This is a genomic window from Pseudomonas sp. UBA6699 (assembly GCF_002454615.1).
GTDB lineage: Bacteria > Pseudomonadota > Gammaproteobacteria > Pseudomonadales > Pseudomonadaceae > Aquipseudomonas > Aquipseudomonas juntendi.
Genome location: NZ_DKJF01000075.1, coordinates 95,908 through 117,022, shown reverse-complemented (window position 1 = coordinate 117,022; position 21,115 = coordinate 95,908). Strand labels below are relative to the sequence as shown.

General features: G+C 62.9%; 16 protein-coding genes and 2 pseudogenes. 3 read left to right on the top strand and 15 right to left on the bottom strand.

Going from position 1 to position 21,115, the window contains the following annotated elements; translation table 11 throughout:
- Window positions 1-261: 261 nt before the first annotated feature.
- The 6 genes from purU to B3361_RS14290 form a co-directional block, all read right to left on the bottom strand.
- On the bottom strand, window positions 262-1,119 hold the full coding sequence (purU, locus tag B3361_RS14315) for a formyltetrahydrofolate deformylase (RefSeq protein ID WP_009683377.1): 858 nt from the start codon (window positions 1,117-1,119) through the stop codon (window positions 262-264).
- Window positions 1,120-1,131: 12 nt separating this feature from the next.
- Complete coding sequence (locus B3361_RS14310; RefSeq protein ID WP_009683376.1) at window positions 1,132-1,764, bottom strand: sarcosine oxidase subunit gamma; 633 nt, start codon at window positions 1,762-1,764, stop codon at window positions 1,132-1,134.
- A 179-nt stretch (window positions 1,765-1,943) separates the two neighbouring features.
- Window positions 1,944-4,958: a sarcosine oxidase subunit alpha gene (locus B3361_RS14305; RefSeq protein ID WP_047150218.1), complete on the bottom strand. Its 3,015-nt coding sequence runs from the start codon at window positions 4,956-4,958 to the stop codon at window positions 1,944-1,946.
- On the bottom strand, window positions 4,955-5,290 hold the full coding sequence (locus B3361_RS14300) for a sarcosine oxidase subunit delta (RefSeq protein WP_009683373.1): 336 nt from the start codon (window positions 5,288-5,290) through the stop codon (window positions 4,955-4,957). The genes B3361_RS14305 and B3361_RS14300 overlap by 4 nt, the downstream gene beginning before the upstream one ends.
- A gap of 14 nt (window positions 5,291-5,304) precedes the next feature.
- On the bottom strand, window positions 5,305-6,555 hold the full coding sequence (locus B3361_RS14295; protein ID WP_003255680.1) for a sarcosine oxidase subunit beta family protein: 1,251 nt from the start codon (window positions 6,553-6,555) through the stop codon (window positions 5,305-5,307).
- 15 nt (window positions 6,556-6,570) lie between these two features.
- The gene (locus B3361_RS14290; protein WP_009683372.1) at window positions 6,571-7,824 is read right to left on the bottom strand and encodes a serine hydroxymethyltransferase; all 1,254 of its coding nucleotides are present in this window, start codon (window positions 7,822-7,824) and stop codon (window positions 6,571-6,573) included.
- Window positions 7,825-8,166: 342 nt separating this feature from the next.
- Between B3361_RS14290 and B3361_RS14285 the strand changes: the two genes are divergently transcribed.
- Window positions 8,167-9,207 carry a threonine aldolase family protein gene (locus tag B3361_RS14285; protein WP_054906170.1) on the top strand — a complete coding sequence of 347 codons (1,041 nt, stop codon included), beginning with the start codon at window positions 8,167-8,169 and terminating at the stop codon, window positions 9,205-9,207.
- Window positions 9,208-9,313: 106 nt separating this feature from the next.
- Here B3361_RS14285 and B3361_RS24110 read toward each other — a convergent pair whose 3' ends face one another.
- The 4 genes and pseudogenes from B3361_RS24110 to B3361_RS14270 all read right to left on the bottom strand — a co-directional run bounded on the left by B3361_RS24110 (window position 9,314) and on the right by B3361_RS14270 (window position 11,983).
- Window positions 9,314-10,042 carry a methyl-accepting chemotaxis protein gene (locus tag B3361_RS24110; RefSeq protein ID WP_371105830.1) on the bottom strand — a complete coding sequence of 243 codons (729 nt, stop codon included), beginning with the start codon at window positions 10,040-10,042 and terminating at the stop codon, window positions 9,314-9,316.
- A gap of 135 nt (window positions 10,043-10,177) precedes the next feature.
- A pseudogene (locus B3361_RS24105) lies at window positions 10,178-11,206 on the bottom strand (HAMP domain-containing protein); the annotation flags it as partial.
- A 247-nt stretch (window positions 11,207-11,453) separates the two neighbouring features.
- Entirely contained in the window at window positions 11,454-11,756 is a 303-nt protein-coding gene (locus tag B3361_RS14275; protein ID WP_029886391.1) for a cell division protein ZapA, read from the bottom strand.
- Window positions 11,753-11,983: a hypothetical protein gene (locus B3361_RS14270; RefSeq protein WP_009683367.1), complete on the bottom strand. Its 231-nt coding sequence runs from the start codon at window positions 11,981-11,983 to the stop codon at window positions 11,753-11,755. Before B3361_RS14270 ends, B3361_RS14275 begins: the two co-directional genes overlap by 4 nt.
- Before the next feature lie 279 nt (window positions 11,984-12,262).
- Between B3361_RS14270 and B3361_RS14265 the strand changes: the two are divergent.
- Window positions 12,263-12,742 (top strand): annotated as a pseudogene (locus tag B3361_RS14265) (MCP four helix bundle domain-containing protein); the annotation flags it as partial.
- A gap of 115 nt (window positions 12,743-12,857) precedes the next feature.
- Here B3361_RS14265 and gbcB read toward each other — a convergent pair.
- Window positions 12,858-13,958 carry a glycine-betaine demethylase subunit GbcB gene (gene gbcB / locus B3361_RS14260; protein ID WP_009682911.1) on the bottom strand — a complete coding sequence of 367 codons (1,101 nt, stop codon included), beginning with the start codon at window positions 13,956-13,958 and terminating at the stop codon, window positions 12,858-12,860.
- A gap of 295 nt (window positions 13,959-14,253) precedes the next feature.
- Here gbcB and gbcA point away from each other — a divergent pair, with 295 nt between their 5' ends.
- Window positions 14,254-15,546 carry a glycine-betaine demethylase subunit GbcA gene (gbcA, locus tag B3361_RS14255; RefSeq protein WP_009682910.1) on the top strand — a complete coding sequence of 431 codons (1,293 nt, stop codon included), beginning with the start codon at window positions 14,254-14,256 and terminating at the stop codon, window positions 15,544-15,546.
- Between the two features lie 79 nt (window positions 15,547-15,625).
- Here the strand turns inward: gbcA and B3361_RS14250 are convergent, their stop codons facing one another.
- The 4 genes from B3361_RS14250 to dgcB form a co-directional block, all read right to left on the bottom strand.
- Complete coding sequence (locus B3361_RS14250; protein WP_154211107.1) at window positions 15,626-16,462, bottom strand: RHS repeat-associated core domain-containing protein; 837 nt, start codon at window positions 16,460-16,462, stop codon at window positions 15,626-15,628.
- Between the two features lie 571 nt (window positions 16,463-17,033).
- Entirely contained in the window at window positions 17,034-17,804 is a 771-nt protein-coding gene (locus B3361_RS14245) for an electron transfer flavoprotein subunit beta (protein WP_054905542.1), read from the bottom strand.
- Window positions 17,805-17,814: 10 nt separating this feature from the next.
- Window positions 17,815-19,047, bottom strand: coding sequence for an electron transfer flavoprotein subunit alpha/FixB family protein (locus B3361_RS14240; RefSeq protein WP_029886396.1), 1,233 nt, complete (start codon window positions 19,045-19,047; stop codon window positions 17,815-17,817).
- Complete coding sequence (gene dgcB, locus B3361_RS14235; RefSeq protein ID WP_009682905.1) at window positions 19,047-20,999, bottom strand: dimethylglycine demethylation protein DgcB; 1,953 nt, start codon at window positions 20,997-20,999, stop codon at window positions 19,047-19,049. Before dgcB ends, B3361_RS14240 begins: the two co-directional genes overlap by 1 nt.
- Window positions 21,000-21,115 lie beyond the last annotated feature (116 nt).

The following is a 21,115-nucleotide window of genomic DNA, read 5'->3' as shown; positions in this document are numbered from 1 at the left end:
CATCTGGCACAGGGGTTACTGGCCCGAAACAAACGTAGGAGCGAGCTCAGCTCGCGATGCGCCGCGCGGGCGGCGCTCGCTCTAATAGGCGCTGCATACCTTGTGGCAAACACCTGTCTGCCCTGATGCGATCCCTGTGGGAGCTGGCTTGCCGGCGATCACCGGCGTAGCCGGTGCAATACACCGCGTCGCCTGCTTCGCGGGCTTGCCCGCTCGCGCTGGCTTTGAGTTCACGCAATACCTGTAGGCCGGTACAGGTTATTACAGAACCACAGTCCGGTTGGCGTTGAGGAACACCCGCCGCTCGATGTGATAGCCCACCGCCCGCGCCAGGGTCAGGCATTCGATGTCGCGGCCCTTGGCGATCAGGTCTTCCGGGTAATGGCTGTGGTCCACCACCTCGACGCCCTGGGCAATGATCGGCCCTTCGTCGAGGTCGTTGTTGATGTAGTGCGCCGTGGCACCGACCATTTTCACGCCCTTGTTGTAAGCCTGGTGATAAGGCTTGGCGCCCTTGAACCCGGGCAGCAACGAGTGGTGGATGTTGATCGCCCAGCCGTCCAGGCGCCGGCACAGCTCAGGCGACAGCACTTGCATGTAGCGCGCAAGAATCACCAGCTCGGCACCGGTTTCCTCGATGACCTGCAACACCTTGCGCTCTTGCCCAGGCTTGTCCTTGGGGTCGAGGGCAAAGTGGTAGTACGGGATCTTGTGCCAATGCGCCAAGGGTTCGAGGTCAGGGTGGTTGGACACCACCGCGACCACGTCCATGCCCAGTTGGCCAATGCGCTGGCGATACAGCAGGTCGTTCAGGCAGTGGTCGGCTTTGGACACCATGATCACCACTTTGGGGCGGTGATTCGGGGCGGTCAGCTCGAACACCATGCCGAACGCTTCGCCGCGTTCGGCAAGGCCGGCGCGAAAGCCGGCTTCATCGAAATCGTCCGGCTGGCGAAACTCCACGCGAATGAAGAAGCGCCCCGACTGCCGGTCGTCGAAGGAGTGGTGCTCCGTCACGTAGCAGCGCTGCTCGAAGAGGTAACGCGTCACCACGTCGACGGTGCCGAGCATGCTCGGGCAGTCGGCGGTGAGAATCCAGGTATCCGGTGCCCGACTCATGTTCTGCGCTCCTTAAGCCTCGATGCTCAGGCCGTACTCGGCCGAAGCGTCCTGCAGCCACAGCCACCAGTAGTCGGCGAAGCTGCGGCGAATCACCAGTTCCCAGGTGTCTTCGGCAGTACGGCGGATCACCAGTTGCGACTTGGCGAACACGGTACCGACGGCCTTGCCCACCGGGAAGTTGTTCGGGTGAACATCATAGCTGGTGGACTTCATCAGCACTTCACGGACATGGGGGCCGCGCAGTTCCAGCAGGCTTTGCCCGCCGCTCACATTGACCACCTGAATGTGCTGGCCTTCGAGGGCTGCACGCAGCTTTTGCTCGACCGCCAGTTCCTGGCCGCCAGGCACGATCAGCAGCCACTCATCGGGGCCAACCCATTGCAGCGACGTGTCGCCGTTGGCCACCACGGTCAGGGCTACAGGCAACTCCAGGCCCAGGGCCTTGTGTACACCCGCGGCGAATTCCGGGTCATGGCCATCGCCGCGCAGGGTCAGGTGGCCGAGAAACTTCTTTTCGCGCAGGGTTACGCCTGCGTTCTTGCGGCCTTTGCCAACCAGGCTGGCCAGGTCGGCGTGGTGCAGTGGCGACTGGGCTTTGGCCTCGGCGCCGGGGTTTTGCTGGAAGACGTTGATAGCGCTCATTTCTTACCTGCCTTGAATTCTGGTTCGTCGATGCGACGCAGCGTTTGTGTTGGGGCTACCGGCCCTGTCGCCGGCAAGCCAGCTCCCACAGGGAACTCACCAACCTTCAAAGCTGCATCGATCCTGTGGGAGCTGGCTTGCCGGCGATTGGGCCTGGCCTGCCCCCACAGGGCCCGGAGTCAAACGTTCTGCCGCTCACCCTTCGGATCGAAGAACACCGAAGACACGATTTCCGCCTCGATCACGCTGCCATCCGCCTGCGGCGAGTAGACGCGCTCGCCCATGCGCTTGAGGCCGCCTTTGACCACGCCCATGGCGAACGAGTAGCCCAGCGAGTTGGACGCATAGCTGGAGGTCACGTGGCCAACCATGTCCATCGGGATCGGCTGCTTGGGATCGAATACCAGCTGGGCGCCTTCGGGCAGCCACTTGGTCGGGTCGATCGGCTTCAGGCCAACCAGCTGCTTGCGGTTTTCACGCACGCAGTCTTCGCGGTTCATGCCACGCAGGCCGATCCACGAGAACGGCTTGTTGCGGCCCACGCACCAGCTCATGTTCAGGTCGTCCGGGTTCATCGAGCCGTCGGTGTCCTGACCGACGATGATGAAGCCCTTCTCGGCGCGCAGAACGTGCATGGTCTCGGTGCCATACGGGGTCAGGTTGTACTTCTTGCCCGCCTCGATGATCTGTTCCAGCACGCCCATGGCGTAGTTGGCCTGCACGTTCACTTCGTACGACAGCTCGCCGGTGAACGAAATACGGAACACCCGGGCCGGTACACCGCCTACGTTGCCTTCCTTCCAGGTCATGAACGGGAAGGCTTCCTTGTCCATGTCGATGTCGGTCAGCTCGCTGAGCAGCTTGCGGCTGTTGGGGCCGGACAGGGTCATGGTGGCCCAGTGGTCGGTGACTGAAGTGAAGTACACCTTCAGCTCTGGCCATTCGGTCTGGTGGTACAGCTCCATCCACTGCAGCACGCGTGCAGCGCCGCCGGTGGTTGTGGTCATGATGAAGTGGTTGTCGCCGACGCAGGCGGTTACGCCATCGTCGAAGACCATGCCGTCTTCCTTGCACATCAGGCCGTAGCGGGCCTTGCCCACGTCGAGCTTGGTCCAGGCGTTGGTGTAGATGCGGTTCAGGAACTCACGGGCATCCGGGCCCTGGATGTCGATCTTGCCCAGGGTGGAGGCGTCCAGCAGGCCCACGCTGTCACGCACGGCCTTGCATTCGCGGGCCACGGCAGCATGGATATCTTCACCTGCCTTGGGGAAGTACCACGGACGCTTCCACTGGCCGACGTCTTCGAACTCGGCGCCGTTCTTCACGTGCCAGGCATGCAGGGCGGTGAAGCGTACGGGCTCGAACAGATGACCACAGTGGCGGCCCGCTACCGCGCCGAAGGTGACCGGCGTGTAGTTGGGGCGGAACATGGTGGTACCCATTTCCGGAATGGTAATGCCGATGGAACGCGCGGCAATGGCCAGGCCGTTGATGTTGCCCAGCTTGCCCTGGTCGGTACCAAAGCCCAGCGCGGTGTAGCGTTTGACGTGCTCGACCGACTCGAAACCTTCACGGGTGGCCAGTTCGATACCGGCGGCGGTCACGTCGTTCTGCTGGTCGACGAACTGCTTCGGCCCTTTGGTGCCCTTGTCGTGCGGTACCAGGAACAGCGCCACGGTGGCCTCTTCCTTGCGTGCAACGGTTTTCGGCAGGGTGCCAACGGTGGCCTTGAAACCGGCTTCGGTGGCCGCGCGAACGCCGCCTTCGAAACCATCGGCAATCACATCGCCCAGGGCGTAGACGCCGTTGATGCCACCCACGCATTCGCGTTTTTGCGGCGCATCGCCCGGTACGAAACCGAGGATGTCGTCACGCCATACCGGGCGACCGCCCAGGTGCGATGCCAGGTGAACGATCGGGCTGTAACCGCCCGACGAAGCGATCAGGTCGCACTCGAGGGTTTCGCCAGGGCTGGTGACCTTGTGCGCCTGCACATCGATCGCCGCCACACGGGCGCCGGTCACGTGCTTGCTGCCCTTGGCCTCGATCACGGCACTGGAGGTAAGGATGCGGATGCCTTTGGCACGCGCTTCTTCAACCAGCGAACCACGCGGGTTGTGGCGGGCATCGGCAATGGCGACCACTTGCAGGCCGGCATCGTGCCAGTCCAGCGCCGCGCGGTAGGCGTGGTCGTTGTTGGTCGACAGCACCAGCTTGCGGCCCGGGGCCACGCCGTAGCGGCGTACGTAGGTGGACACGGCACCGGCCAGCATGTTGCCCGGCACGTCGTTGTTGCCGTACACCAGCGGGCGCTCGTGGGCGCCGGCAGCCAGTACCACGCGCTTGGCGCGCACACGGTGCACGCGGTGGCGTACCTGGCCGATCGGGGCGCGGTCGCCGAGGTGGTCGGTGAGGCGCTCGTGAATGGTCAGGAAGTTATGGTCGTGGTAGCCGTTGACCGTGGCACGTGGCAGCAGGGTCACTTCCGGCAGGCCTTCCAGCTCTTTGACCACGGCGCTGACCCATTCGGCGGCAGGCTTGCCGTCCAGGGTTTCGCGGGTATCGAGCAGGCTGCCGCCGAACTCTTCCTGTTCGTCGGCCAGGATCACCCGGGCACCGCTGCGCGCGGCGGCCAGTGCTGCTGCCAGGCCAGCAGGGCCGGCACCGACGATCAGCACGTCGCAGTGCTGGTTCATGTAGTCGTAGCTGTCCGGGTCGTTCTGCAGCGGTGCACGGCCCAGGCCGGCTGCCTTGCGGATGTACTTCTCGTAAGTCATCCAGAACGATTTGGGGTACATGAAGGTTTTGTAGTAGAAGCCCGGCGGCATCATGCTGCCGCCGACCTTGCCCAGGATGCCCATGACGTCGTTGTTGACGTTCGGCCAGCCGTTGGTGCTGGTGGCGACCAGGCCTGCATACAGCGCCTGCTGGGTGGCACGCACGTTGGGGATCTGGGTGGCTTCGCTGGAGCCGATCTGCAGGATGGCGTTCGGCTCTTCGGTACCGGCGGCGATGATGCCGCGGGGGCGCGAGTACTTGAAGCTGCGGCCAACGATGTCGACGCCGTTGGCCAGCAACGCGGCGGCCAGGCTGTCACCGGCATAACCCTGGTAGGTCTTGCCGTTGAAGGTGAAGTTCAGGACCTTGCTGCGGTCGATACGGCCGCCGCTGGCGAGGCGATAGGTCTGGCTCATACTTTTTCCCCTTGGCCTTTGACGGCGGACGGTGCGCTGGCGGCTTTACCGTTGGCGGTCACTTGCGGCTTTTCGCCAATCTTGTAGGTTTCCAGAATTTCGTAGGTCACGGTGTCGCGGGTGACGTTGAAGTACTGGCGACAGCCGGCAACGTGGTCCCACAGTTCGTGGTGAATACCGCGTGGGTTGTCACGGTAGAACATGTAGGTACCCCACTCCTCGTCGGAGCACGCAGCCGGGTCCAGCGGGCGGGCGATGTGCGCCTGGCCAGAGGCGTGGAACTCTTCTTCGGAGCGCAGCTCGCCGCAGTGGGGACAGAAAATATGCAACATGACGGTGTCTCCGGTTAGTGGGCGACGGCGGCGGCGCCGTGTTCGTCGATCAGTGCGCCGTTGTAGAAGCGGTCCATGGAGAACGGCGCAGCCAGTGGGTGCATTTCGCCCTTGGCCAGGCTCGCGGCAAAGACGTTGCCCGAACCCGGGGTCGCCTTGAAGCCGCCAGTACCCCAACCGCAGTTGAAGAACATGTTCTTGACCGGGGTCTTGGTGATGATCGGGCAGGCGTCCGGCGAGGTATCGACGATGCCGCCCCACTGGCGGTTCATGCGAACGCGCGACAGGTTGGGGAACATTTCGACGATGGCTTGCAGGGTATGCTCGATCACCGGGTACGAACCGCGTTGGCCGTAACCGACCCAGCCGTCGATACCGGCACCGATCACCAGGTCGCCCTTGTCGGACTGGCTGATGTAGCCATGCACGGCGTTGGACATGATCACGCTGTCGATGATTGGCTTGATCGGCTCGGATACCAGGGCTTGCAGCGGGTGCGATTCCAGCGGCAGGCGGAAGCCGGCCAGCTTGGCCATGTGCCCCGAGTTACCGGCGGTGACCACGCCGACGCGCTTGGCGCCGATGAAGCCCTTGTTGGTTTCCACGCCGATGACGGCACCGTTTTCCTTGCGGAAACCGATCACCTCGGTCTGCTGGATCAGGTCCACACCCAGGGCGTCGGCGGCACGGGCAAAGCCCCAGGCCACGGCGTCGTGACGGGCCACGCCGCCGCGGCGCTGCACGGTGGCGCCAAGGATTGGGTAGCGGGTGTTCTTCGAGCAGTCCAGGTAGGGGATTTCGGCCGCGACCTGGGCGGTGTTCAGCAGCTCGCCATCCACGCCGTTCAGGCGGTTGGCCGATACGCGACGCTCGGAGTCACGCATGTCCTGCAGGGTGTGGCACAGGTTGTACACGCCGCGCTGGGAGAACATGACGTTGTAGTTGAGGTCCTGGGACAGGCCCTCCCACAGCTTCATGGCGTGCTCGTACAGGTGGGCCGACTCGTCCCACAGGTAGTTGGAGCGCACGATGGTGGTGTTACGGGCAGTGTTGCCACCGCCCAGGTAGCCTTTTTCGATCACGGCCACGTTGGTGATGCCGTGTTCCTTGGCCAGGTAGTAGGCCGTGGCCAGGCCATGGCCGCCACCGCCAACGATCACCACGTCGTAGACCTTTTTAGGGGTCGGCGTGCGCCACATGCGCTGCCAGTTCTCGTGGTGGCTGAGGGAGTGTTTGAAAAGGCCGAAGCCCGAATAGCGTTGCATTGTCGTTTACTCCACTCAGCGGTAAACAGGGAAATCAGCGCACAGCGCCGCGACGTTCTTCGCCACATCGGCTTCCACGTCTGCGTCACCGAGGTTGTCGAGGATGTCGCAGATCCAGCCGGCCAGGGCCACGCACTGGGTGACCTTGAAGCCGCGGGTGGTGACGGCCGGGGTGCCGATGCGCAGGCCCGAGGTCACGAACGGCGATTGCGGGTCGTTCGGCACGGCGTTCTTGTTGACGGTAATGTGCGCGCGGCCCAGGGCTGCGTCGGCATCCTTGCCGGTGAGGCCCTGACGAATCAGGCTGACCAGGAACAGGTGGTTGTCGGTACCGCCGGACACCACGTCATAGCCACGGTCGATGAACACCTGGGCCATGGCCTGGGCGTTTTCGATCACTTGTTGCTGGTAGGCCTTGAAGCCAGGTTCCAGGGCTTCCTTGAAGCACACGGCCTTGGCGGCGATCACGTGCATCAGCGGGCCGCCCTGGGCGCCCGGGAAGACCGCGGCGTTGAGCTTCTTCTCGATCTCTTCGTTGGCCTTGGCCAGGATCAGGCCACCACGCGGGCCACGCAGGGTCTTGTGGGTGGTGGTGGTGACCACATCGGCGAACGGGATCGGGTTCGGGTACAGGCCAGCGGCGACCAGGCCTGCCACGTGGGCCATGTCGACGAACAGCAGTGCACCCACTTTGTCGGCGATGGCGCGGAAGCGCGGGAAGTCCAGGGTCTTGGAGTAGGCCGAGAAACCGGCAACGATCATTTTCGGCTTGTGCTCGACGGCCAGGCGCTCGACTTCGTCGTAGTCGATCAGGCCAGTATTGGTGTCGATGCCGTATTGCACAGCGTTGTACAGTTTGCCAGAGGACGACACTTTGGCGCCGTGGGTCAGGTGGCCGCCGTGGGCCAGGCTCATGCCGAGGATGGTGTCACCAGCCTGCAGCAGGGCCAGGTAGACAGCGCCGTTGGCCGACGAGCCGGAGTGCGGCTGAACGTTGGCGTAGTCGGCGCCGAACAGTTGCTTGGCGCGCTCGATGGCCAGGGCCTCTACCTTGTCGACGTGCTCGCAGCCGCCGTAGTAGCGCTTGCCTGGGTAGCCTTCGGCGTATTTGTTGGTCAGGCCGCTGCCTTGGGCCTGCATCACGCGCTTGGAGGTGTAGTTTTCCGAGGCGATCAGCTCGATGTGGTCTTCCTGGCGCTGCTCTTCGGCATTCATCGCCGCCAGCAGTGCATCATCGTAACCCTGGATCTGGTCTTGCTTGCTGAACATCGTGTATCTCCCGGCAGCGATCGTTTTTTGTCGTGGGGCACTGCGGCCCTTTGTGGCGATGTTATGACTGGGCGGGGTAGGTCAGATGCCTGCGCACGCCTTGCAATGGCGCGTTTACGACATACGTTTTTTTGCCGTTGCTGCCGGCCCGTTCGCGGGCATGCCCGCTGCCACAGGTATGGCGGTGTTCTGAGGGCTTGAGGTAGCCCTGTGGGAGCGGGCTTGCCCGCGAAGCGGCCAGCACAGGCAACCCAGCAACCGACTGTTGCACAGCTTGTATAGGCAACCGCCGAATCGATGGTTTAGAGTGCTGATCTGCGTCGTTCACAGGACAGTAGTGTCATGACAGACAAGAGCCAACAATTCGCCAGCGACAACTATTCCGGCATCTGCCCCGAAGCCTGGGCGGCGATGGAGAAGGCCAACCACGGCCACGACCGCGCCTATGGCGACGACCAATGGACCGAGCGCGCGGCCGAGTACTTCCGCAAGCTGTTCGAAACCGATTGCGAAGTGTTTTTCGCCTTCAATGGCACTGCCGCCAACTCCCTGGCCCTGGCCTCGTTGTGCCAGAGCTACCACAGCGTGATCTGCTCCGAGACCGCCCACGTCGAAACCGACGAATGCGGCGCACCCGAGTTCTTTTCCAACGGTTCCAAGCTGCTGACCGCAGCCAGCGTGCACGGCAAGCTGACGCCGGCGTCCATCCGCGAAGTGGCGCTCAAGCGCCAGGACATCCATTACCCCAAGCCCCGCGTGGTCACCATCACCCAGGCCACCGAGGTCGGCACGGTCTACCGCCCCGACGAACTCAAGGCCATCAGCGCCACCTGCAAGGAACTGGGCCTTAACCTGCACATGGACGGCGCGCGCTTCACCAATGCCTGCGCGTTCCTGGGCTGCAGCCCGGCGGAGCTGACCTGGAAGGCCGGCGTCGACGTGCTGTGCTTTGGCGGCACCAAGAACGGGATGGCGGTGGGCGAGGCGATCCTGTTCTTCAACCGCCAGCTGGCCGAGGACTTCGGCTACCGCTGCAAGCAGGCGGGGCAACTGGCGTCGAAAATGCGCTTCCTGTCGGCGCCGTGGGTGGGGCTGCTGGAAGGTGGCGCCTGGCTGCGCCATGGCAGCCACGCCAACCAGTGCGCGCAGCTGCTGGCATCTTTGGTGAGTGATTTGCCGGGGGTCGAGCTGATGTTCCCGGTGGAGGCCAACGGGGTGTTCCTGCAGATGCCGGAGCACGCCATTGAAGCACTGCGCGGCAAAGGCTGGCGGTTCTATACCTTTATTGGCAGCGGCGGGGCGCGGTTCATGTGCTCGTGGGATACCGAGCAAGAGCGGGTGCGTGAGCTGGCGGCGGATATCCGCAGCATAATCACCGCCTGACAGATTGCATTCGCGGGCATGCCCGCTCCCACAGGGTTACCGCCGCCTTCGAGCGCTGTGCAGTACCTGTGGGAGCGGGCAAGCCCGCGAAGAGGCCAACCCCAATCTAAAGTTTGAACCCACCCATCTGCCGCGCCAGGTCATCAGCCAAGCTACGCAACGCCTGACATTCCTCCCGGCACCCTTGCACCTCGGCCGCCGTCTCCCGCGCCAGATCGGAAATCCCCTGCACCGTGCGGTTGATTTCCTCGGTCACCGCCGACTGCTCTTCAGTCGCCGTAGCCACCTGGTGGTTCATGTCGCTGATGTGCTCCACCTGATCAGTAATCGCACCCAGCGACGCCCCTGTACGCTGGCTCGCTTCCACACCGGTGCCCGTCGCCTGCTGCCCTGCCTGCATCGAGGTCACCGCAGAACCTGCCCCTTGCTTGAGGCGCTGGATCATCTGCTGCACTTCATCGGTGGACAACTGCGTGCGCCGGGCCAGCGTCCGTACTTCATCGGCGACCACGGCAAAACCGCGACCCATGTCCCCTGCCCGCGCGGCTTCGATGGCAGCATTCAGCGCCAACAGGTTGGTCTGCTCGGAAATACTGCGGATTACCGCCAATACTTCATCGATCGAGGCCACTTCATCAGCCAACTGGCTGACTGCATCGGCGGCCTTGCCAATGTCGCCCGACATGCCCTCGATGCCCCGGACCGACCGCTGCACCACCTCGCGCGCCTGCAATGCCTCATCCCGTGCCGCCTGCGACGCTTGAGCTGCCTGACCGGCGTTGCGCGCAATGTCCTGCACGGTCAGGCCCATCTCGTGCACGGCGGTGGCGACCATTGCGGTCATGTCTTGCTGGCGCCCAGAGCGCTCGGCGGTGTTGTCCACTACCTGCGTCACCTGCTCCACGGCCCGGTGCAGGCGCTCGGAAGTATTCAGTACCTCGCCGATCAGGTCGCGCTGGCTGCCCTGGAAGCGGTTGAAGCCACGGGCCAGGTCGCCCAGCTCATCCGGGCGTGAGTCATCCAGGCGCTGGCTGAGGTCGCCCGCACCGCTGCCAATCTGCACCAGCGCAGCGGTGACGCGCCGCAGCGGCCGCACCAGGCCGCGTGCCAGCAACACCACCAGCAGCAACGATACCAAGGCTACGGCGCCACCAATCAGGCTGGTCAGCCATACCGCCTGTTGCATGGGGGCGTAGATTTCCGCTTCCGGCACTTCGGCGACCAAGGTCCAGTTCAGGTCACGCAAAGGCAAGCCAAAGGCCAGGTATTGTTCGCCGTCACGCTCGAAGCGGCCGCTGCGCAGGCTGGCGCCGCCGCTCAGTACCGCCTTGGCGGCCTGGGCGCCAAGCTGCTCGCCGAGCTGGCGCTTGCCACTTAACGCTGCTTCCGGGTGCACCTGGACAAGGCCATCGTTGCGCACCAGAAATACCTTGCCATGCTCGCCGAAACTGAAGTCGTGGATCAGTTTCGACAGCTCGGTCATTTGCAGGCCCATACCGGCCACGCCGACCAACCGGCCGTTCTTTTCCACGCGGTAGTCGATGAACAGCGCCAGCTCGCCCGTGGAGCCGTCGACATCGATGTTGATGAACCGCTCGGCACCGCTGTCGACGTAGCCGTAGAACCAGCTGTCCTTGGGGTTGCTGCGGTCGAGGGTTCGGTCCAGGCCATTTTCGTTGTAGTAATGGCCGGTTTCGGTCGCCACGAACAGGGTGGTGAACGCCCGGTTGCGCTGCTTGGCTGCCGTGAGGTATTCGAGAAACTGCGGGACCTGGGCGGGGTCTTCACCGGCGGCAAGCCAGTCGCGCAGCAGGGTATTGCCGGCAATGTCCGCCGCTGCCACCAGCGGCTGGCCCAGCATGTGTTCGATTTCGTTGCGGATGGCCTCGATGCTGGCCGGCAGGGCGGTGTCCACCAGGTAACGCTCGGTGAGGCGATTGAGCGCCACGGTGAAGATGATGACCACCACCAGGATGCTCGCCAGCAAGGCACCACCCATGCTGGTTATCAATTGCCACTGGATGCTCTTGCGCCAGAAACCCATGCCCTACCCCCCCGCAACATTATTGTTTTGCGAGAAGTGTATACACTTGAGTATTCAGTTAATCCAGTCGTTGGAGACAATGCACTGGAACTTGGGGCTGCTTTGCAGCCCATCGCGACACAAGGCCGCACCTACGGGGGTCGGGTCAACCTGTAGGTGCGGCCTTGTTTGGCGGAGGGGCGCGCAGCGCCCAAAGGACCGATCAGGACTCTGCGATTGTGCGGACGATGGCATCCACGGTCGCGTCGATCTGCGCCTGGGTGCGCGCCAGGGTTTGCTGGTGTTCTTTCTGCAACTCGACCTGCCTGGAGCAAAGGTTGAGGGCAGCCAGTACCAACAGCTTGTCACCGATCAATGTCGGGTACTGGCGCTTGGTTTCGTTAAGGGCAGTGTTGAGCATCCGTACCGCCTGGGCCAAGGTTTCTTCCTGGCCTTCGGGCGCCTTGATCGAATAGTCGATGCCGAGAATCGACACGACATTGATCGGCTGCTCTTGCAGTCTCATGCGCCGACAACGCCCGCACTGGCGCGCTCAACCAGGGCCTGGATGCGTGCGGCGGTGGCGCCATTCTTTTCTTCCTGCTCCATCAGCGACAGCTGCAGGGTTTCGTTTTCTTCCTTGGCCTGGGCCAGTTCCTGGCCAAGGGCGGTGTTCTGCTCGGCAAGTTGAGCGTTCTTCTGCATCAGGTCGCTGACCAGTTGCTCGATTTGATTCAGGGAAGCTTCCAGCATGGGTCTATCTCAGGTTGTTGCGAGGGGCGCACACGATAAAGAAAACTGCCGCCCATCGCCATTAAATATCGGATTCACAGGGTTGCTGACCCGCAGATTGACAGAGGAACCACCCCCTTGTTCCGACCTGGGTCAACCGCCGGTCAGGAAATGGTTAGCGCCCTCATAATTATTTCGCAGCCGCACTCAAGACTCGGCGGCCACGTCCAATAGCCCGGCAAGCCCCATTTCGTCGCACCTCCAGCACCCCTCCTCTTCCTTGCCTGGAACCCTTCTGCCATGTCTCTACGCAACATGAATATCGCCCCGCGTGCGCTACTTGGCTTCGCGTTGATTGGCCTGTTGATGCTCGGCCTCGGCATCTTTTTGCTGGTCCAAATGGGCAACATCCGCTAGGCAGGCGAGGTCATCGAGCAGGACAACGTACCGAGCATCAAGATTCTGGATGAGCTGAACCTGCGCATGCGCACGCTCTCGTACCGCCTGCTGGTCAACCGCGATGCCCAGACCCAGCGCGATACCCTGAACCTGCTCGACCAGCGCAATGCCCAGATGGACGGCGCCCGCGAGGCCTACGTGCCCATGATCCGCGCCGACGACGAACAGGCAGCCTACGACAAGCTCAGCCAATACCGCCAACTTGAGTCGCGTATGCGCACCCTCAGCCAGGAGAACCGCCTCGATGAACTGAGCGACATGCTGAACCGCGACCTGATGGCCAACTCCGAGCAGATGAACAAGGTCATGGACACCCTGCTACCTGGGGCCGCTTTGCGGCCCATCGCGACACAAGGCCGCTCCTACAAGGGACCGCGATCGCCTGTGGGAGCGGCCTTGTGTCGCGATGGGCTGCGCATCGCCCCCCGATTTCGGATCAGTAATCGATCCGCACATCCCCTTTCGGCACGCTGCAGCACGACAGGATGTAGCCTTCGGCTTCGTCCTCTTCGGTGATGCCGCCGTTGTGCTCCATTTCCACTTCGCCACCCAGCTTGAGCACCTTGCACGTACCGCAAATGCCCATGCCGCAGGCTTTCGGGATCATCAGGCCAACCTTGGCTGCCGCGGCATGCACGGTCTCGCCCGGGGCAATGCGAATGCTCTTCTCGCTGCCGATGAACTCCACCAGGTTGAGGTCGGAGACGTCCAGCTCTGGGGCGTCGGCCGCCTGCTCGGCGTGTTCCACGGCGTCGGCCTTGGCCTCCGGCGGCGTGGCGCCGAACGATTCCTCGTGGTAATTGGCCATGTCGAAGCCGACCGCTTCCAGCAGGCGCTTGACCGCGTTCATGTACGGCGTCGGGCCGCAGCAGAACACCACGCGCTCCATGTAGTCCGGCGCGATCAGCTCCATCAGCCGCTGGTTCAGGTAACCGCGGTAACCCGCCCACGGCTCACCCAGGCCGTGCTTTTCGCAAATGATGTGCAGGCTGAAGTTGGGGATGCGCGAAGCCATCTGCTCCAGCTCGCGGTGGTAGATGATGTCCTTCGGCGAGCGGGCGCTGTGCACGAACACCATGTCGACATTGGCGTTGGTGTCGTAGAACCAGCGCGCCATCGACATCACCGGGGTAATGCCCACGCCGCCCGACAGGTACAGCACCTTGCCCGAAGGGAAGTCGATGGCATTGAACAGGCCCACAGGGCCGTGTACCGGCACCTCGAGGCCTTCGTGCATGGTGTCGTGCAGGAAGTTCGAGACCAGCCCGCCCGGCACGCGCTTGACGGTGATCGAGAAGCTGTACGGCACCGATGGCGAACTGGAGATGGTATAGGAACGCATCACCGGCTTGCCTTCGATCTCCAGCTCCAGGGTGACGAACTGCCCTGGCTTGAAGAAGAACATGATTGGCTGGTCGGCCATGAAGCAGAAGGTGCGCACGTCCCAGGTCTCCTGGATGACCTTGACGCAGCGCACGATGTGGCGGCCATTGGCCCAGGTCTGGGTAGTGACCGGATTGAGGAAGGTATCGGACATGTTCATCTCCAGCGGCCGACTATGGCCCTTTTTATGGCTGCGATAATGCGCAAGCTGAACACGACGCACATTCCTGCCTGCGACATCGACGTGCTTATCGCGACCAGGCCCGTGGCACAAGGCCTGGCGCGTCGTTATTCAATTCGGCCATGTCGCCCATGGATACGGTTCACGACGTCTTCGGACGCACACTCCACGGCAAAACAACATGCTGTTTTTTCAACGACAGCCTTGCGGCACCACCACAACGATTAGCCACCTTTTGCCGGCCGCGCACGGCCCCGAGGAATACACGATGGACGTCACCGCAACCCTGAGCCTGGGCGATCCACTTGAACCTGCACGCAAGGCTACCGCCGAGATGCTGCAGACCCGCGAGCGCACCTACTCGCTGCCCCAGCCGTTCTATACCGACGAGCGTCTGTTCCAGATCGACATGCAGGAAATCTTCCATAAGGAATGGTTGATTGCCGGCATGACCTGCGAGATCCCGGCCAAGGGCAACTACATCACCCTGCAGATCGGCAAGAACCCGATCATCGTGGTGCGCGGTGCCGAAGGCAAGGTGCATGCCTTCCACAACGTCTGCCGCCACCGCGGCTCACGCCTGTGCGTCAGCGAAAAAGGCAAGGTGGCCAAGCTGGTGTGCCCATACCACCAGTGGACCTACGAGCTGGACGGCCGCCTGCTGTTCGCCGGCACCGAGATGGGTGCCGACTTCGACATGAACCAGTATGGCCTCAAGCCCGTGAACGTGAAGGTCGCTGGCGGCTACATCTTCATCAGCCTGGCGCAGAACCCGCCAGCCATCGACGAGTTCCTGGCCACCCTGGACCACTACATGGAACCGTACGACATGGAAAACACCAAGGTGGCGGTGCAGACCACCTTGATGGAAAAGGCCAACTGGAAGCTGGTACTGGAAAACAACCGCGAGTGCTACCACTGCAACGGTTCGCACCCGGAGCTGCTGCAAACCCTGCTGGAATGGGACGACACAAACGACCCGCGCGCCAGCCAGGAATTCAAGGACCACGTGGCCGCCTCTGCCGCCGCCTGGGAAGCCGAGAAGATCCCTTACCTGCACAAGAGCCATGGCCTGCGTAACCGTATCGTGCGCATGCCGCTGCTCAAGGGCACCGTGTCGATGACCATGGACGGCAAGCAGGCCTGCCAGAAACTGATGGGCCGCATCAAGAACCCGGACCTGGGCTCGATGCGCATCCTGCACCTGCCGCACTCGTGGAACCACTGCATGGGCGACCACATGATCGTGTTCACCGTATGGCCGATCAGTGCCCAGGAAACCATGGTCACCACCAAGTGGCTGGTGCACAAGGACGCTGTGGAAGGTGTGGACTACAACCCGGAAAACATGCGCAAGGTGTGGGACGCCACCAACGACCAGGACCGTCGACTGGCCGAAGAGAACCAGCGCGGGATCAACTCCACCGCGTACCAGCCAGGGCCGTACTCGAAGACTTACGAGTTTGGCGTGGTCAACTTCATCGACTGGTACAGCCAGCGGGTGTTGAACAACCTGGGAGCGGAGCCGGCGCCGTACCTGAAGGAAGTGCAGGCGCAGTAAGAATCACCCGCCACCTGACAACGCTCTGCCTGCTTTGGGCGGAGCGCGTCAGGCTTGCCCAAATCACTGTAAATCACTGCTATTCAGGGACGTCATAGGGGCCCGTCCTCCAAGACCTTATGCTGGCCGCAGCTGCTGCAACCCCTCGCCCTACATAAGTAAATGCGCGGCCTACGCTAGATAGCATCTCATCCAACATCGTGACATCCATGACCGTCTCCAGAGCTACTCCTGGGATTTCCCTCGGGTATTGCCACAGGTACTTGACCAGGTCACTGGCTGACACATAGTTGCCAAAGTATCCGCCGCTCAGATTAGTGCCTGCATTGAACAAGCCCAGTACATCCGTTGCCGTCTGAGAGGCCGGGCTCAGACCAGAGATCGCAGCGTACAGCTGCGCTGCAGTACCAGTGCCCCCTGTAAAGAGGAATTGCTGGTTTGCAACCCTGCTGAAATGGGGCAACTCGCTATGAGTAGCGCCACTCTCCATCCCCCGATTGGTAGCTGCTTCCCGAAAAGCGGCTCTGCGCTTCACTACATTTTGACCAGTACGTGCCAACGCCCCACCCAAGGTGGCACCGCTTGACAGGAAGGCGATGGTTCTTAGCACAACGCTCCAGAATGCGCCGCTTGGGTCATGGCGGTTTACCGGATCTGCCCCACAGTACACATACCCATTGATACCTCCCTTGGAAAAGGGGCTGAGTGAGTCGCAAGTCGTGAAGCGCATCAGGGTCGGGCTATAGAAACGATGGCCATTGCCCAACGGGTAGCTGCCCGTGAATGGATCGCGACGCTGGCCAGCAAAAGCCAGGACGGGTGCTGGGCTGGTTTTCCGGAAGCCGTAGGGTGAATAAGCGTGCAGACTTGGCAACACCGAGCACTGTAGATCTGTCGTCAATAAATAAGTTGCCATAGGTTATCCACAGGTATGAGCTGGCAGGAATACCGTAGCGGTCACAGGAAGGTTTGCCTACTGGCATAAATGTCAGGGGAAATGGCTGATCATTTTTTGGTCAAATCCACCAAGGCGCCATGACTGTAGGGCTACAGAAGACTCCGTACACCTTACCCACAGAAACACCAACAGAGTTTGTGGGCAAAACGCGAAAGCGCAGCGATTGGGTTGTGGATAAGCGATTCAAGACCTTGATAAACATGAATCAGAAGGCCACCGATTCAATTTGATTATTTTTTGATCAATTCTTCTCAAGCCACGACCTGCGCGGGTTTCAGATAGTACCGAACAGATTATCCACAGAGCAGCTAACAGTGATTGTGGGCAAAACCCTAAAGAGCCAGGCTCATCCATGACTTATAAGCCGAGTCAGCGCTGATCAAGCCTGCGCGATTCATTGTAGGAGCGGTCTTGTGTCGCGATGGGCTGCGCAGCAGCCCCTGGATTTCGAGCCTGACTCAAGATTGCCGGGGCTGCTGCGCAGCCCATCGCGACGCAAGGCCGCTCCTACAAGGGATCGCGTGAAGCCTTAACGCAGCACGCCCTCTTCCACCAGCAGCTTGAGGATGGCTTCGGCGCCTTCCTGAGGAGAAACGTCCTTCAACACCTTGCCACCGCCGCCACTGGCCTTGGCCGTCGCTGCCTTCATGCGGTCGGCACCGCTCTTGGCCTTGATCACCTTCAACCGCTTGGGCCGTGGGCGGGCCGGTTGCAAGTCGGCCTCGGCCAGCAGTTCGTCTTCGACGATGGCCACGTTACGCGCCGCCAATACGCCCCGGCGTGCCGGGCCAAAGGCACTCTGGCGTGGCTTGGGTGCGGCGTTATCCACAGTCGCCAGCAGCGGCAGGCGAACCTTCAGCCGGCGCCGCTGGCCACGTGGCAGAGCCTGCAGGACCTGGGCGGTGCCGTTGTCGATCGACTCCACCTCGGCCAACCCTACAATCAACGGCCAACCCAGCTTCTCCGCCAGCAGGAACGGTAACATGCCCGACCCCTCGCCGGTCTCGGCCTGGCTGCCGGTCAGCACCAGTTGGGCCCCGGCGTCGCGCAGATAATCGCCCAGCACGCCCAGCACATCGGCACCGGCCGGTTGCTCCAGCACATCGAGGTGGTCCAGGCCCATGCCCAGGTAAGCGCGCAAAGCCTCTTCCTGTGGATCGCCAGCATGCACCACCTGCAAGTTATCCCCAGCCAGCTGCAAACCCAGCTCCACGGCGCGGGCATCCTGTTCGGCGCGGCGGGCGCGGCCGGAGCTGGGGTGGGCACCGATGGAAACCAGGCTGATCACTTTCGTACTCATGCTCGTGCCCTTATGCCGCGTCGCGCTGGCCGCCGCTGCGGTAGTTGTCCACAGCTTCGATCAACGCCTTGAGAATCGCCGAGCTGTCGCCAATTACCGACAGGTCAGCCCGTTTGATCATGTCGCAGCCCGGGTCCATGTTGATCGCCACCACCTTGTCGCAGGCACCGATACCCTGCAGGTGCTGGATCGCGCCCGAGATACCCACAGCCACGTAAACCCGTGCAGTCACCCAGGTACCGGTGGCACCCACCTGACGGTTGCGCGGCATGAAGCCATCGTCCACCGCCACCCGCGAGGCGCCTTCAGTGGCGCCGAGGGCGGCTGTGGCCTTGTGGTACAGGTCCCAGTCCTTGACGCCGTTGCCGCCCGACACGATGAATTCGGCTTCGGCCATGGCGATGGTGGCCGGGTCTACAGCCACCGAGCCAAGGTCCTCGATGCGCGACAGGCTGCGCGCGATGCTTGTGGACAACTCTACCGGCAACGCTTCATGGCGGGTTTCGCTGACCGGCTCGGCACACTCGGCCGCCGCCAGGATCAGCCGTGGCACGGCGCGTTGCAGGTCTTGCTGGCCAGCACCGGCCCGGCCAATGCACTGGCCGTCCTTGACCTGCCAGACCCGCGTCGCCGGGCGCTCGCCCAGGGACGCACCCAGGCGCCGGCCCAGTTCGCCGCCACCGCTGCGGCTGTCGGGCAGCAGCCAGTGGCGCGGGGTGAACTGGTTATCCACAGCGCGCAGGCCCTGCACCAGTTGCTCCGGCGCATAACCTGCGAATTCCTCGCCTTCGAGCACCAGCAGGCGATCGACACCGGCTGTGGAAAAGTTGCTTTCCTTGTGTTCGCCAAACACCACTGCCAGCACGGCGCCGTCGCTGCCGGCCAGGCTATGGGCCAACCCGAGCAGGTCGCGGTCATGGCTGCTCAGGCGGCCGCCGACCATGTCTGGCACCACGGCAATGTAGAACGCCGGCTCAGGCACCTGGTGCAGCGGCAACTTGACCTCGGCCGCCGCGGTGCGTCGGCCGCCCACAGCCGTGCCCTGCTGGGCGCCACTGCGGTCGATACGCTTGAGGCCGGCCGGGCCCACAAAGCCTGCGGCGAGCGCATGTGGGTTCTTGCGGATGATGCCGTTGGGGCCCATCCAGCTGGTCTGTTGCGTCTGCATCGCAGCATGCAGCGGATGCAGACGGTTACGGGCGATCCACTCGGCGCGTGGGTCGCGGCGGACAATGTCGCTCATCAGTGCACCTCCGCAGGTTCACGTTTGGCCGCTTGCGGCTTGGCGGCGGCAGGCGCGTCTTCTTCGATCAACACATCAGCCACCAGCTCGGCCAGGTCCTTGATCTGTGGGCGCGGTTCGACCACGCCTTCGAGCATGGCAGTGCACTGTGGGCAACCCACGGCTACCAGCTCAGCCTTGGTTTCGCGGATGTCGTCCATGCGCATGTCCGGAATACGCTGCTTGCCGGGGATGTCGGTGATCGGCGCACCGCCGCCACCGCCACAGCACCGGGAACGGAAGCCCGAGCGCTCCATTTCGCGCACTTCGATACCCAGCGCCTTGAGCACCGCACGCGGGGCTTCGTACTCGCCGTTGTAACGGCCCAGGTAGCACGGGTCGTGGTACGTGACACTGCCACCCTTGTGCTGGCCCAAATTCAGCTTGTTGGCCGCGATCAGCTCGGCAATGTAAGTGCTGTGGTGCTGCACCTGGTAGTCGCCGCCCAATGCACCGTATTCGTTCTTCAACACATGGAAGCTGTGCGGGTCGCAGGTGACGATACGCTGGAACTTGTACTTGGCCAGGGTCTGGATATTGCGCTTGGCCAGTTGCTGGAAGGTCGCTTCGTCGCCCAGGCGGCGCGCCACGTCGCCGCTGTCGCGTTCTTCCAAGCCAAGCACGGCAAAGTCGACACCCGAGGCCTTGAGCACTTTGACGAACGAGCGCAAGGTGCGCTGGTTGCGCATGTCGAATGCGCCATCGCCCACCCAGAACAGCACCTCGGTGGTTTTCACCTCCGACAGCAGTTGCAGGTTGAGGTCGGCGGCCCAGTTCATACGCCCGCCAGGCGCGAAACCGCCAGGGTTGTCGGTGGCGATCAGGTTGTCCAGCACCTCGGCGCCCTTGTTCGGCGTGGCACCCTTCTCCAGGGTGAGGTGGCGGCGCATGTCGACGATGGCATCGACGTGCTCGATCATCATCGGGCACTCTTCGACACAGGCACGGCAGGTGGTGCACGACCACAGCGTTTCAGCGTCGACCAGGCCATTGACGATTGGCTGGTGCGGGCTGCCGCCGTGCTCGCCAATCGGCTTGCCAGGGTACGGGCTGCCGGCGAACTGGGCGTCGGTGCCACCGGCCAGGCCGATGACCATGTCCTGGATGAGTTTTTTCGGGTTCAACGGCTGGCCAGCGGCAAAGGCCGGGCACATGGCTTCGCACTTGCCGCACTGTACGCAGGCATCGAAGCCAAGCAATTGGTTCCAGGTGAAGTCCACCGGTTTTTCCACGCCCAGCGGCGCGTTGGGGTCTTCCAGGTCCAGTGGCTTGAGGCCGGTGGAGCGGCCACCGCCAAAGCGTTCGGCGCGGCGGTGCCAGGCCAGGTGCAGGGCACCGGCGAAGGCGTGCTTCATCGGGCCGCCCCAGGTCATGCCGAAGAACAGCTCGGACACGCCCCACAGCACGCCCAGGCCAAGGATGCCGACCATCACCCAGCCACCGGTGTTGGCCGGCAGGATGCCAGCAACCGGCAGGGTGGCGATGAAGAAACTCACGGCAAACGCCAGGAGGCTCTTGGGCAGGCGCATCCACGGGCCCTTGGACAGGCGCGAAGGCGGGTTGAGGCGGCGCTTGAAGACAAAGATGGCACCGCTGAACATGATCACCGTGGCGACCAGCAGCGCGTAACCAAGGATCTTGCTCTGCAGGCCAAAGCCGTGCACCAGGATCGCCAGCACGGCCGACAGCACGAAGCCGCCTGCGGTGGCCACGTGGGTCTTGGACATGTACTTGTCGCGCTCGACCACATGGTGCAGGTCCACCAGGTAGCGGCGCGGCATGGCCAGCAGGCCGCCGATCAGGTCGACCTTGGAGGCCCGGCCACGTCGCCACATACGCACCCGGCGCAAGGCGCCGAGCACTGCCAGGCCAAGGGCAGCGAACAGCAGGATGGGTAACAGGGTGTTCAACATGGGAGGCTCCCACAACAGCTGGATTCTTGCGCCACCTCAAGGGCGGCGCGGACCCCTGTAGGAGCGGCCTTGTGTCGCGAAAGGGCCCTGAAGCGGCCCCAGCATTCTCAGCGCTG